Raw genomic sequence first — 13,863 nt, forward strand, 5'->3', positions numbered from 1 at the left:
GATTCAGTAGATGAAGGCGTCCAGTGTGCGGCGGCGCACCGCCCGCTGCAATCGTCGTCTGTGCATTTCCTCGGCGCCGGGAACCTGCGATGCTGCGGCCACCGTGAACACAGCAACGAGCAGAGCCATGAAGATCAGTTCGGATTTCGACAGCGGCAACATCCTCGTGCAGGACGCCAGTGACCCGCACAAGGTGCTGCTGGCCATGCGCAAGGACCTCAACAGCGACCATTTCCAGTGGTTTCATTTCCATGTCGAGGGCCTGACGCCAGGCGCGCGCCACGATTTCAGCATCATCAACGCCGGGCAGTCGGCCTACAGCCATGCCTGGACCGGTTACAACGCCGCTGCCTCCTACGATCAGCAGACCTGGTTCCGTGTACCGAGCCGCTTCGAGAATGGCGCGCTGAGCTTCGGTCTGGAGCCCGAGCAGGCACAGATCTGGTTTGCCTATTTCGAGCCCTACAGCCGCGCACGACATGCCGCGCTGATCGAGCAGGCGCTGGCCCTGCCAGGTGTCGAACTTCAAGCCAGCGGGCGCAGCATCGAGGGCCGCGATATCGAATTGCTGCGCGTGCACCGCCACGCGAGCGCGACTCGCAAGGTATGGATCATCGCCCAGCAGCATCCGGGCGAGCACATGGCGGAATGGTTCATGGAGGGCGTCGTCAGGCGCCTTGGCGATTCCTGCGATGGTGAGCTGGACGCCTTGCTGCAGCAGGCCGATCTGTACTTGGTGCCGAACATGAATCCGGACGGCGCCTTCCGCGGCCATCTGCGCACCAATGCGGCGGGGCAGGACCTGAACCGCGCGTGGCAGTCGGCAAATGTGGAGCGCAGCCCGGAAGTGTTTTTCGTCCAGCAGGCGATGCGTGAGATCGGCGTGGACCTGTTTCTGGATATCCACGGCGACGAGGAAATTCCCCACGTGTTCACCGCCGGTTGCGAAGGCAACCCGGGCTTCACGCCGCGACTGGAAGCGCTGGAAAACGAGTTTCGCCAGCGCCTGGTGGATAGTGGCGCCGAGTTCCAGACCCGCTTCGGCTACCCGCGCAGCGCACCGGGCCAGGCCAATCTGAACCTGGCCTGCAATGCAGTCGGACAGGAATTCGATTGCCTGTCGTTCACCCTGGAGATGCCCTTCAAGGACCATGACGATACGCCGAACCCAGCGACCGGTTGGAACGGCGAACGCTCGATGAAGCTGGCGGCCGACATGTTCGGCGTGATCGGCCAGATGGTCGACCGCCTGCGCTGATCAGGCATGCTCGTGCAGGCTGCCGGGTTCATCCTGCGTGGCCTGCAACTCCTGAAGCATCTTCATCTTCTCGGCAATTTCGCGCTCTGCGGCGGCACGCTGCTCAGGCTGCATGTTCTCCAGGTCTTCCTCGGTGATGCCGACCTCCTTGAGGATTTTGTCGCGCATCTTCTCCGCCGGGGTCATGGCCATATAGGCCATGAACTCATCCCGGGCGCTCGGTTTGGGCGGGACCTTTTGCTCATCGCTGGCCGCCAGGGCACCGGTTTCCTGCAGGTTGTCGCTCGCGTTATGCGCTGAGCTTTTGAGGGTCACGAGCATCCGCGCGAATGCTTCGTCGTACGCCTGCTGGTGGGCGTTTGACTCATCGCTCTTGAATGCTTGCGCGACTCGTTCGTTTTCACGCGGTTTACCGGGCTCGACGAGCAGTGCCGCATCGCTGCTTTTCTTGAAATCCAGTTCGTCGGCACGGGTGCGCTGCAGCGCTGTGCTCATGCCGTAGTGGTTGAGCGAACCAATGATGCTCATGACAAGGCCTCCCTGATCTGAGCGTCTAACTCAGCAAGGGCTGTGCCAGGCCGTTTTATAGCGATAACGGACTGATATTCCTGCGTATTTTTTGTGAAGTGGCTGACCGGTCGGCAGGTTTTTGCCACTGTTGGCAAGGAGCTGCCGGCTTCTTTCAGGTGGGCGGATCGAACAGTCCGCGCTGGGTGAGGGCCGGCACGCGCGGCGCTGGTGTCGGTTGCGGTCGAGATGATTGACGAGCCAGAGGCGGCACCGGCATTGGCGTCTGCGGCACCCGGCTGCGTTGCACCTGCCACCAGCCCGGCAGCAGGGCTCGCACCTCGGGCTGGGTGAAGCGGTCGTCCATCAGGTGTACCACGCCGCTGTCCTGGGGCGTGCGGATTACCCGCCCAGCAGCCTGCACGACCTTTTGCAGGCCGGGATACAGGTAGGTGTAGTCATAGCCGCTGCCGAACATCTCGGCCATACGCGCCTTGATCTGCTCGTTGATCGGGTTGATCTGCGGCAGCCCCAGTGTGGCGATGAAGGCGCCGATCAGCCGGTCTCCCGGCAGGTCGATGCCTTCACCGAATACCCCGCCGAGCACCGCGAAGCCGATACCTTGACCGCCGGGCTCGAAGCGCTGGAGAAACTGCTGGCGTTCGCCTTCATCCATCTGCCGGGCCTGCACCCAGCGGGTGAGCTGCGGATGCTCACGGTCGAACAGCTCCAGTACCTGCTGCAAATAGGCGTAGCTGCTGAAGAACGCCAGGTAGTTACCCGGGCGCTCGGCGAACTGCCGCGCCATCAGCGCCACGATGGGCGCCAGGGAGCGCTCGCGGTGCTGGTAGCGGGTCGACAGGTTGCTCACCGCCTGTACCTCGAGTTGCGCGGCCTGGAACGGTGATTCGACATCCACCCACGGCGTCGCCTCGGGCAGGCCGAGCAGGTCAGCGTAGTAGCGGGCCGGGCTCAGGGTGGCGGAAAACAATGTAGTGCTGTGGCTGTCCTCGAAGCGCGGCGCCAGGAAGGGCGCCGGCACCACGTTGCGCAGGCACAGCACCGAGTGGCTGCGCTTGCGCAGATCCTGCTTGCGGGTGATATCGAACAGCGAGTGCGGGCCGAAGGCTTCGGCCAGCCGGCAGAAAGCCATGACGTCGAGGTAGAACTGCAACAGTTCGCCATCGTTGCCGGTGGGCTGGTCGGTGAGGTGGTCGGTGAGCGCGCTGACCGCTTTCTGCAGGGACAGGAGCAGCAGGTCCGGCGGCTGCGGATAGGTCTGGTAATCCTCGCGCTGTTCCTTGTGCAGCTGCTTCCAGTGCCGGCTGATGCGCGTCAGTACCGCGCTCAGGCCCTTAGGGGCGTTGCTGCGCATGGCCTCGAAGCGTGCCTGGTCGAGTTCGGCGCTGTACATGCGCCGGGCGCGCTCGATCAGGTTGTGGGCTTCGTCGACCAGCAGCGTCACCCGCCATTCGTTGATCAGCGTGAGGCTGTAGAGCAGGGCGCTGAGGTCGAAGTAATAGTTGTAGTCGCACACCACCACGTCGGCCCAGCGGGTCAGCTCCTGGCTCAGGTAGTAAGGGCAGACTTCATGCCGCAGGGCGATCTCGCGCACCGCAGCCTGGTCCAGCCAGACGCGCTCGACAGCCGCCTGGCGGGCAGCCGGCAAGCGGTCATAGAAACCGCGGGCCAGCGGGCAGGACTCACCGTGGCAGGCCTTGTCAGGGTGTTCGCAGGCTTTGTCCCGTGCCACGTGTTCGAGTACCCGCAGGGGCAGGGCGTCGCCGCGCAGAATTTGCAGGGCGTGCAGCGCCAACTGGCGGCCCGGCGTCTTGGCGGTCAGGAAAAACAAACGGTCGAGCTGCTTTTCCGGGAACGCCTTGAGCTGGGGGAACAGCGTGCCCAGGGTTTTGCCGATACCGGTAGTGGCCTGGGCCATCAGGCAGTGGCCGTCGCGCGCGGCGCGGTAAACAGATTCGGCCAGTTGCCGCTGGCCGAGACGAAATTCGGCGTGGGGAAAGCGCAGCTCGCTCAGCGCGGCGTCACGGCTCAGGCGGTGTGCCTGCTCCTGCTCGGCCCAGGTGATGAAGCGCTGGCACAGCGTCTCGAAGAACGCCTGCAACTCCGCTGCCGTGCGGGTTTCGCGGAACACGCTCTCCTTCTGGGTCAGCACGTTGAAGTACACCACGGCGAGGTCGATCTGCTCGAGGTCGCGGCTCTGGCAGAGTAGCCAGCCGTACACCCGTGCCTGGGCCCAGTGCAGTTGCCGGTGGTTGTCGGGAATGCGGCTGATGTCGCCTCGGTGGGTTTTTATTTCCTCAAGCAGGTTGCTCAGCGGATCGAAGCCGTCGGCCCGGCCGCGCACCTGCAGCGAAGCGAACTCGCCGGCCAATGGCACTTCGGACTCGTAGTGCTCGCTGCGCCGAGCGACCACCGTGGCGTGGCCAGCCATTCCTTCCTGTGCAGTAGGCGAGGGTGTGAAGCGCAGGTCGAGGTCGCCGCATTTGGCGGTGAACTCACACAGGGCGCGCACTGCCACGCGGTAACTCACGCGTCGGCCCACTGCACGTAGCAGACGTCCACCGGCATGTCATGCTCGGCACAGAACGCCAGCCAGCGACGCTGATTGTCCTGCAGGCGATCACCCGGGCCTTTCACCTCGATCATCCGGTAGCGCTTCTCTTCGGGCCAGAACTGGATCAGATCCGGCATGCCCGAGCGGTTGGCCTGGATATCGCCGAGCAGGCGGCGAAACCACGCCTGCAGATGCGCCGCCGGTAGGCAGTCCAGTGCCTGTTCGAGCAACGTTTCGTTGAGCACGCCCCAGTGCACGAAGGGCGACTGGATGCCGAACTTGTCGCGGTAGGTTTGGCGAATGCTGTCGCGGTAGCGCTCGTCCTCGAGCTGGGCGAGGCATTCGGCGAACAGCATGCGGCGCCGCGCATAGAACTCGGCGGTGAGCAGATCCGCCGGGCCGTGCTGAAACGGATGAAAGAACGCACCGGGAATCGCAGCGAAGATCGCCGGCCAGCAGAGCAGGCCGAACAGGCTGCAGATCAGCGTGTTCTCGACGTAGTGCACCGGCGCCTCGTTACGTTGTAGGTGCAACTGCACCATCTGCTCGACCGCCAGCAGCGGCGCACGCGGCAGTTGCAGATCCAGGCGTGCCGGCGCCTGCGCCTTGCTGCGCTTCTGTGTCGGTAGACCAAGGTGGCGGCTCAGGCGCACCAGTGCCCGCTCGGCCAGTTGCAGCTCGCCGTCGCTGAGCGGCTCGGCCACCGCCTGGCTGGCCAGCTCGAAGGCCTCGCGGTGCTGCAGGGTGCGCTCCAGCACGCGGATACGCCTTTGCCGCGCCGCGCCATAACCGCTGCTGGCGTAAACCTGCAGTGCCAGATCGAACTCTGCGCAGCGCTCCAGATGCTGGCCGATGCGAAACAGCAGCTTGGCGCGGCGCTCGGCGATGTAGGGGTTGTCGTAGCGACGCGCATCGATGCAGGCAAGCAGTTCATCGCTGACCTCACCGGCTTCGAAAACTTCGCGGCAGCGCTGCAGGTGCAGGTAGTCATCGACGTCCTTGCGGCAGCGCAGGGCCCGCGAGTCAGCCGGGAAGTCGACCCGCTCGTAACGGAAGATGCCCAGGTCGGCGAGCACGAATTCCGACCACTCCTGGCGCAGGTTGCCAAAGAACATCAGCCGCAGGCGCTCGCTCAAATCGTCGATGGTCAGGCTGTAGAGCATGTCATCGAGTGCCGGGCACCAGGCGGCGAATGCCTGGCTGGTCTCGAAGTGCTCGGCGAGCTGCAGAGCCAGGTCGTCCTTACGGGCGCGCCGGTCGCTGAGCTGGGCGGCGAAGGAGGCGACGATCTCGTCCTTGCGCAGCAGGGCCAGCAGTTCATCGAGGCTCAGCGCGGCATCATCGACTACCCAGCCAGTGGCGATCAGCGCCGCAGCAGCCTGACGGCAGCAACCAATCTCCTCGTAATTGAGCTTGCTGGCGCGAAAGTGCACACCCTTGCGCATGATCATGCGTACCAGCAGGGCCTGTGCCGACCAGTCGAGGGCATCGAAGACCTGTAGAAAAGCCTGTTCGCGGGCGTCGAGCAGGTCGGCATGGCGATCGCCGATCCAGGCCAGGGCCTTGCGAAAGTTATGCAGGTAATAAAAACGAGGATCAAGGGTTGAAGACATGGGGGCGGCGGGAGTACTGTTTTTTTATACAGATATCAGGCCGCCCGTCATCTGGCAATCGCTACGGGATGGGCGGGTGGTACAACGCATTGTCATTCGGTAGCGGTCGCGGACTACACTGCACCTCCATCGCCGTCTGGAACGGGCCCCATGAATAGCCAGTTTGCGCCTTTTTCACCGGGTACCCTGACTGAGCGCCATTACGAGATGCTCGTGCAGGCGGTCGTCGACTACGCCATCTTCATGCTCGACCCGGCAGGTGTCGTGGTGTCATGGAACGCTGGCGCGGCTCGCATCAAGGGCTATGACGCCAACGAGGCCATCGGTCAGCACCTGTCATTGTTCTACACCGATGAAGACCGCCAGGCAGGCAAGCCCGATTACTTGCTCGAACTGGCGCGCTGCGAAGGCCGCGCCCAAGACGAGGGCTGGCGAGTGCGCAAGGACGGCACGCGTTTCTGGGCGCTGGTGGTCATCGATGCGATCCGCAACGAGCTGGGCGAGGTCATCGGCCTGGCCAAGATCACCCGCAACATCACCGACCGCCGCGAAGCCGAAGGCCGTTACGAAGCGCTGCGCGCCCAGCTGTTCCAGGCTCAGAAGCTCGAAGCCCTCGGACAGCTGAGCGGCGGCATGGCCCACGACTTCAATAACCTGCTGACCATCATCCTCAGCGCCGCCAAGCTGGCCAGCCGTACCGACGATCCCGAACGCCTGGCCAGTCTGCTGGACAGCATACAGACGGCGGGTCAGCGGGGGGCGCAGATGACCCGCAATCTGCTGACCTTCGCTCGCTGCGAGCCCAAGGCCACTCGGCAGGTCGATCTCGACGAGTTACTGGATGCTGCGGCCACCTTCATCGACCAGGCACTGCCCCGAACCATGACGTTGCGCATGCAGGTCGATGAGGGACTGCATCCCGTACAGCTCGACCCCAGCGAGCTGGAAATGGCCCTGCTCAATCTGGTGCTCAATGCACGCGATGCCATGGGTGGAGTGGGCGAAGTGCAGGTTCAGGCTTGCAACCGGCAGTTGGCCGGCGAGGCGGGCGGGCTGCATGGTGAATTCGTGGAAATCATCGTGGCTGATCAAGGCTGCGGGATCGATCCGTCGATTCGTTCGCGTTTGTTCGAGCCATTTTTCACCACCAAGGATGTCGGCAAGGGAACCGGATTAGGCCTGAGTCAGGTCTATGGTTTTGCCCGTCAGGCAAAAGGCGGGGTGCAGATCGACAGCGCCGCTGGCTGGGGAACTCTGATCAGGCTTTACCTGCCGGCGATCGTCGGCGGTCTGGCAGATGAACCGTTATGACATGTTAGTATCGCCAATCATTTTTTCAGCTAGCCCTGCGGCGCTTGGGACACGTACTTGAGTACCCAGGCCAGACAGGCGCACATTCGACTGAGGCTCGCCAGATCTTGGAACAGCTACAACGCCTGCAAAGTGGGATCGAGGGTCTTGACGCTCTATTGAAGGGCGGTCTGGTGGCCGGTGCATCCTATATCGTTCAGGGGCGCCCCGGCTCTGGCAAGACGATTCTCGCCAACCAGGTCGCGTTCAACCACGTACGCGACGGGGGCCGGGTTCTGGTCGCCACCCTGCTGGCCGAGTCCCATGAAAGGCTCTTTCAGTTCCTTTCCACGATGAGCTTTTTCGACCCCAGCAAGGTTGGCGCCGAGATTCAGTTTGTCAGCGCGTTCGACACCCTGGAAAACGAAGGGCTCGATGAAGTCGTCAAGCTGCTGCGCCGCGAGATCAGTCGCCAGAAGGCCACCTTGTTGATCGTCGACGGCCTGCTCAACGCCCGTTCCAAGGCCGAGAACCAGATCGACACCAAGAAATTCATCTCCGAGCTGCAGGGCCATGCGGCCTTCGCCGGCTGCACGGTGCTGTTCCTGACCAGCTCGCGGCTGGACGATGGCAGCCCTGAACACACCATGGTCGATGGCGTGATCGAGATGGGGGAGGAGCTGTTCGGTGCTCGCTCGGTGCGGCGCATCCACCTGCGCAAGACCCGTGGCAGCGGCGCCTTGTCCGGCCTGCACGAGTGCGAGATCACCGACGACGGGTTGGTGATCCACCCGCGCCTGGAGAGTCTGTACAGCCACCCGAGTCAGCCGGACAGCGAAACCCTGGGGCTGGTATCCAGTGGCATCCCGAGCCTGGACGGGCTGATCGGCGGCGGACTGTCGGCTTCGTCGGTAACCCTGATCATGGGGCCTGCGGGCGTCGGAAAGACCACCCTGGGGCTCAACTTCCTGGCGCAATCCACCGTCGAGGAGCCAGGTCTGCATTTTGGTTTCTATGAAACCCCGCAACGCCTGCGCCTCAAGTCCAAGGCCCTTGGTATCGACCTGGAGGCGTTGGAAGCACAAGGCGCGCTGCACATCATGTGGCAGCCGACCACCGAAGGGTTGCTCGACGGTCTAGGCGCGCGGGTCATCAAGGCGGTCCGCGAGAAGGGCATCAAGCGCCTGCATATCGACAGCCTCGGCGGCATGGCCCGCGTCGCCACTGGCAGCACTCGGCTGATCGAGTTCTTCAGCGCGCTGATGAGCCAGCTGCGTGCCATGGGTGTGACGGTGTTCGCCACCTGGGAAATGCGCGACCTGTTCGCGGCCGAGATCAACGCCCCGGCGCCGGAGCTGTCGAGCATCGTCGACAATCTGATTCTCATGCGTTTCGTGGAAAAAGACGCTGAACTAAAGCGCCTTCTTTCCATACTTAAGATGAGGGACAGCCGTTACGATCCCTCGCTCCTGGAAGTGGTCATCAGTGATCATGGTATTGAACTCAGCAAGGCCTTCAGACATGCGGCTGGTGCGCTGTCAGGCAATGCCGTCCCTGCGCAGGACGCCTGAGCCATGTGTGCCTGACCGAGCCGATAAACTATGACAACCATCCTGATAGTCGACGACGAATACCTGATTGCGGATATTCTCGGCTATGCCATGGAAGACGAAGGCTACATGGTTGTGAAGGCCAGCAATGGCCGGCGCGGCCTCGAGGTGCTCGATCGTGAGCGCCCTGAGCTGGTGATCACCGACTTCATGATGCCGGTGATGGATGGTCTCGAATTTGCCCGGGCCATCCGTGCCAGGCCTGGATCGGCAGAGCTGCCGATCATCCTCATGAGTGGCGCCCAGGGCAGCGTCGGGCGCGCCAGCCCTGAATTGTTCGCCGCGGTGTTCGACAAGCCGTTTGATATCAATCTGGTCATCGCCAAGGTCAAGGAACTGATTGGCCCGAGCTGATCAGCCGCTATCTCCTCCTCATTAAGCACAAGCGGAACGCCTCGTTGGCGTGGCGGTCGAACGCTGCGCAAGCTGGGGTGAAGGTCGATGTGCCCCAGCACAGTGAAGTGTCCAGGGCGCGAGAATCATGGATGAGGATATAAGGCGGACATCGGTTGGTGCCATGCTTGGTGTGGTGATGTCGTGCGCCGAAGGCGGTTGCAGCGAATGTCTAACTGCCCACGCAGATGGCTTCACAGTGCCTGCCCGAGCACTGCGCTGTAGCGCCTGCATCGACGCGTGAGGAATTCATTCATGCGCATCCTCATCCGTAGTGATCAAGCCAAGCAACTCCTGCCGCTGCTCGCGCCGGTTGGCGCAAATTGCCTTGCTTGCGCGAACCTTTCCGAGATGTTTGATGCCCTTGATGAGGGCGTCGATGCTGTGCTGCTAGCTGAGCAACTGCTCGACAGCCATGCCGAAGCCCTGGCCAGGTTCGCGGATTCGAGAATTCCCGTGGTGCTGCTGGGCTCGGTTGATGGCACGCTCCAGGCAGCGCAGCGTATGCAGGGCGTCAGTCTGATAGTGGAGCAGCCATTCACCTCCCGCGGGCTGTGCAGCGCTTTGCAGGCCTTGAAAGAGGGTAGCCAGCAGTTGCTGTCACCTGACGAGGAACTGGCTTTGCAACAGAGCCAGCGCATGGACGCCGTCGAGTCGGTGATCGACGGTGTTGCCCATGATTTCAATAACATGCTTACCGGCATCATTGGTGCGCTGGATATCATGAAGCGCCATGTCGGCGCGGGGCGTTTCGATGACCTGTCGCGCTTTATCGAGGCTGCGAGCATCTCTGCCGATCGCGCCAGCGCGCTGACCCAGCGTCTGCTTACGCTTTCCCATCGCCAGCCGCTGGAGGCACAGCCCATTGAGGTGAGCCCCCTGATGGCCTCGCTCGAGGCGCTGATCCGGCGCTCTATCAGCGATGGTATCGCGCTGCAGGGCGACTACCAGCATGGCAGCGTGCGGGTGCTGGCCGATGCTCGGCAGCTGGAGAGCGCGATACTCAACCTCGCCGTCAATGCCCGGGACGCCATGCCGGGCGGTGGGGAGATCGGCCTGCATACGTCGCTCGTCGAGCTGCAGCAGGAGAGCCTTGCGGCTTTGCCAGACCTGCAGCCTGGTCGTTATCTGTTGATTGCACTGTCGGACACCGGCACCGGCATGAGCAACGAAACCCTGGAGCGGGTTTTCGATCCGTTCTTCACCACCAAATTGGTCGGCCAGGGCAGTGGTCTTGGTCTGTCCATGGTGCACGGCTTCGTTCGGCAGAGTGGCGGACAGGTAACCATTCACAGCGAGCCGCAGGTGGGCACCACGGTGCGTCTTTACTTGCCAGTGGTCGAAGATGCGGCCCAGGTACGGCAGCCTGCGAGCGAGGCGCCGGCTGGGCAATCGCGCATCCTGCTGGTGGAGAGTGATTCGTCGGTCTGTCTGCTGGTCGGCGAAGTGGCGGCCGATTGCGGTCATCAACTGGTCAATGCCGCCGATCCGCAGGCGGCTCTCGAGCTGCTCGGGCGCGAGTCTTTCGACCTGCTGATCAGCGATGTCAGCTTGCCCGGCATGAGCGGTGTGCAATTGGCCGAGAAGGCGCTGGCCGAACGTCCGGACTTGGCCGTACTAGTGGTCGCCGCAGCTGCCGATGTAGGGCAACTGGCGGCAGCGCCGGCGCTGCGCAGTATCGCCAAACCGTTCTCAAAACGTGAGCTGAGCGAAACCTTAGTCGCTTTGCTATCCGTGCGCTGACGCCTAAGGGAGTGCTGAAAAAGGTGGGGTTCAGGCGTTGAGAGGGCCTGCAAGCCCGCCTGTAAGCGCGGCCTTACGGACTTTCGGCATCTTTTTTCACGCAAAGCATGTGGATGTGGAATCAAAGCGTTGCCGCGTAGTCCTAAAACCTGACAACGATTAGCGGCACCCCAGAGCGCCGCCTCCAACACCCTCGAAACACCGGGTTGGATGTCGAACCGTTGCAGCACCTGATGCCGATTTTGCACTGCCCAACATGAGCAGGCAGATGCCAGGCGGGTGATTGGCAAAGGGAAGGGATGCTGCAGCCTGCATTGCCTCGACGAGCAGTGGCTGGTGTGCAGGTGCCTGTGGTTCGGCTTAGAACTGCCAGCGTCCATCAATCGAGTGTCGCCGTACCGTTACGGCGATTGTGGGGGAGATATTAACCATTGAACGGTAATCACAGCCTATGAAAATGTTGAAAGAATCCCTCAAGAAGGTTTTGCCGCGGGACAGTATCGATAACCTCAAGGCATTGCAGAAGCGGCTTGCCATGGGCTGGATCCGCGCGCTGTCGCGCTCGGCCATGTTGCGCCGTTTCCATTACTCGTTCTTCTCCTCGGCTTTCGACCGTGAAGCCTACGCGGTGGTGGTCGGCCACTTGCAGCATGAGCAGAACCTCTCCGGTGCCGAGCCAGTGAACTACTTCCTGCGCCGCGCCGTGCACCGCATCGAGAAGGGCCTGATCATGCAGCCGCGGCGCCAGGTGTTCGCCCTGGACTACATCAACGACACCGTCGACAGCTACATCGCCTCGCTCAAGGGCAATGTGGATCGCGACGAAGTCAGTTGGGCCCATGACGTACTCGCCGAATACTTTGCCGTAACGGGCGATCACCCGGTGCTCAACCGTGCCCGCGAGAAGTTCGCCCGCCTGGAGCGCCCCAGCGGCTCGCCGGAAACCCTGCGCAACCCGGATGCCGAGCGCGTGCCGTTCGCCGCCGACGTGAGCACGCCGAGCGTGGACTTCACCGCCATGCGTCAGCTGGCTATGAAGCGCCGTTCGGTGCGCTGGTATCAGCAGGACCGCCCGGTGCCGCGCGAGGTGATCGACAAGGCCGTAGAAGTCGCCGTGCAGTCGCCGAGCGCCTGTAACCGCCAGCCGTACCGTTTCGTGGTGTTCGATGATCCGGCCTCCGTGGCCCAGGCTTCGCGCCTGCCAATGGGCGTGGCCGGTTTCGATCACAACTTCCCGGCTATCGTCGCCGTGGTCGGTCGCTTGCGCGCCTATCCCCATGTGCGTGACCGTCACGTGATCTACATCGACGGCGCCCTGGCGGCGATGTCCTTCATGTTCGCGCTGGAAACCCAGGGTGTGTCGTCGTGCTCGATCAACTGGCCGGACATCCCCGAGCGTGAAGAGGCGGCGGCCAAGCTGCTCAAGCTCGACCCGGATGAGCGCATCGTGATGTTCATTTCCCTGGGCTACGCCGCCGACACTGGCCTGGTGCCGTACTCGCAGAAACTCTCGCTGGAGGAAGCCCGCAGCTACATGCGCCTGGAGTCGCCTGCTCGATGAGTGCCTCGCGTGTCCAGGAGGGCATGAAGTACCTCCTCAATTCCGGCTGGATGCTGGCCGAGAAGTTTCTGATGCTGGCCATCGGCCTGGCCACCACCGTGGTACTGGCGCGTTATCTGGGCCCTGAGGAGTTCGGTTATCTCAACTATGCGCTGGCGCTGCTGGGCTTGCTCAGCATCGTCGTGCACCTGGGGCTCACTGGCCTGGTGGTCAAGGAGCTGCGCAGCAACCCGGACAACGAAGACCAGATTCTTTCCACGGTCTTCATGATCAAGGTGGGCTGCTCGGTGATCGCCTTCGCGATCATGATGAGCACCTACTTGTTCGGCAACGACCAGAACTTCCTGGTGCTGCTGTTCACTGCCCTGGCGCTGTTCTTCACACCGTTCGAGATGCTCATCGACTGGTTCCAGGCGCGGGTACAGGCCAAATACGCAGCGGTGGCCGGGTTCGTGGGTCAGCTGGGTGGCAACGGCCTGAAGATGATCCTCGCCGTCGCTGGTGCGGGCCTGGTGTACATCGCCCTGGCACACGTGGTGGTGGTGATGATCACCTCGGCGATCCTGGTCTGCTACGCGGTGATGCTCAAGCGCGATTTCCGCTTCGACTTTTCCTGGTCGCTGGGCAAGACCCTGCTCAAGAAGAGCTTCTTGATCTTCATGGGCTCGCTGTCGGCGGTGATCTACCTGAAGGTCGACCAGATCATGCTGCAGTACATGCTCGGCGAGTATGCCGTGGGGGTGTACTCGGCAGCCTCGCGCCTGTCCGAGGCCTGGTACCTGATTCCGACCATCCTCATGGCCTCGGTCTTCCCGAAGATGATCGACCTGCACAAGACCGATACCGCCGGCTACAACCGCTTCATGCAGGTGTCGCTGGACGTGCTGTTCTTCATGGCCTTCGCTCTGGCTGTGGTGGTGTTCTTCCTTTCCGACTGGATCGTCAATCTGCTGTATGGCCAGCAGTACGCCGATGCCGGACCGGTGCTGGCCGTGCATATCTTCGCGGCCACCTTCGTGTTCATGCGCGCGCTGTTCAGCAAGTGGATCATCATCGAAGAGGCCTTCATCTTTTCCCTGGTCACCCAGGGCCTTGGGGCGCTGAGCAACATCGTCCTCAACTATTTCCTCATCAGAAGCCACGGCGTGGTCGGCTCTGCCTGGGCGACGCTGATTTCCTACGGCGTGGCCGGCTACGTGAGCCTGTTGCTGTCGCGCAAGACGCGGCCGCTGTTCGTCATGATGACCAAGAGTATGTGTCTGCACGTGTTCCTAAGCGTGCCCCAATTGATTCGTGAATTAAGGAGAACGTGA

Annotated in this window: 11 protein-coding genes; 7 read left to right on the forward strand and 4 right to left on the reverse strand. The window is 62.5% G+C overall.

Annotation, left to right across the window (positions count from 1 at the left end):
• Positions 1 to 3: 3 nt before the first annotated feature.
• Positions 4 to 129 carry a hypothetical protein gene (locus FB481_RS23380; protein WP_256662762.1) on the reverse strand — a complete coding sequence of 42 codons (126 nt, stop codon included), beginning with the start codon at positions 127 to 129 and terminating at the stop codon, positions 4 to 6.
• On the opposite strand from FB481_RS23380, the gene FB481_RS16605 reads away from it, so the two are divergent.
• Positions 128 to 1,258 (forward strand): carboxypeptidase family protein, encoded by a 1,131-nt coding sequence (locus FB481_RS16605; RefSeq protein WP_147177071.1) that lies wholly within the window; start codon positions 128 to 130, stop codon positions 1,256 to 1,258. The genes FB481_RS23380 and FB481_RS16605 overlap by 2 nt on opposite strands.
• Here the strand turns inward: FB481_RS16605 and FB481_RS16610 are convergent, their stop codons facing one another.
• The 3 genes from FB481_RS16610 to FB481_RS16620 all read right to left on the reverse strand — a co-directional run bounded on the left by FB481_RS16610 (position 1,259) and on the right by FB481_RS16620 (position 5,953).
• On the reverse strand, positions 1,259 to 1,753 hold the full coding sequence (locus tag FB481_RS16610) for a hypothetical protein (protein WP_147177072.1): 495 nt from the start codon (positions 1,751 to 1,753) through the stop codon (positions 1,259 to 1,261).
• 187 nt (positions 1,754 to 1,940) lie between these two features.
• On the reverse strand, positions 1,941 to 4,316 hold the full coding sequence (locus tag FB481_RS16615; RefSeq protein WP_147177073.1) for an ATP-dependent DNA helicase: 2,376 nt from the start codon (positions 4,314 to 4,316) through the stop codon (positions 1,941 to 1,943).
• On the reverse strand, positions 4,313 to 5,953 hold the full coding sequence (locus tag FB481_RS16620) for a VRR-NUC domain-containing protein (RefSeq protein ID WP_147177074.1): 1,641 nt from the start codon (positions 5,951 to 5,953) through the stop codon (positions 4,313 to 4,315). Before FB481_RS16620 ends, FB481_RS16615 begins: the two co-directional genes overlap by 4 nt.
• A gap of 150 nt (positions 5,954 to 6,103) precedes the next feature.
• Here FB481_RS16620 and FB481_RS16625 point away from each other — a divergent pair, with 150 nt between their 5' ends.
• The 6 genes from FB481_RS16625 (at position 6,104) to FB481_RS16650 (ending at position 13,863) form a co-directional block, all read left to right on the forward strand.
• On the forward strand, positions 6,104 to 7,264 hold the full coding sequence (locus FB481_RS16625) for a nitrogen regulation protein NR(II) (RefSeq protein ID WP_147177075.1): 1,161 nt from the start codon (positions 6,104 to 6,106) through the stop codon (positions 7,262 to 7,264).
• 107 nt (positions 7,265 to 7,371) lie between these two features.
• On the forward strand, positions 7,372 to 8,814 hold the full coding sequence (locus FB481_RS16630) for an ATPase domain-containing protein (protein ID WP_093502972.1): 1,443 nt from the start codon (positions 7,372 to 7,374) through the stop codon (positions 8,812 to 8,814).
• Positions 8,815 to 8,844: 30 nt separating this feature from the next.
• Positions 8,845 to 9,207, forward strand: a complete 363-nt coding sequence (locus tag FB481_RS16635; RefSeq protein WP_093502974.1) for a PleD family two-component system response regulator — start codon at positions 8,845 to 8,847, stop codon at positions 9,205 to 9,207.
• Positions 9,208 to 9,597: 390 nt separating this feature from the next.
• Positions 9,598 to 10,989, forward strand: coding sequence for an ATP-binding protein (locus FB481_RS16640; RefSeq protein WP_178109891.1), 1,392 nt, complete (start codon positions 9,598 to 9,600; stop codon positions 10,987 to 10,989).
• 451 nt (positions 10,990 to 11,440) lie between these two features.
• Positions 11,441 to 12,550 (forward strand): nitroreductase family protein, encoded by a 1,110-nt coding sequence (locus FB481_RS16645; RefSeq protein WP_051415016.1) that lies wholly within the window; start codon positions 11,441 to 11,443, stop codon positions 12,548 to 12,550.
• The gene (locus FB481_RS16650; protein ID WP_093502978.1) at positions 12,547 to 13,863 is read left to right on the forward strand and encodes a flippase; all 1,317 of its coding nucleotides are present in this window, start codon (positions 12,547 to 12,549) and stop codon (positions 13,861 to 13,863) included. Before FB481_RS16645 ends, FB481_RS16650 begins: the two co-directional genes overlap by 4 nt.

Origin of the sequence: Pseudomonas sp. AG1028 (genome assembly GCF_007993955.1) — a bacterium.
Taxonomy (GTDB): domain Bacteria; phylum Pseudomonadota; class Gammaproteobacteria; order Pseudomonadales; family Pseudomonadaceae; genus Aquipseudomonas; species Aquipseudomonas straminea.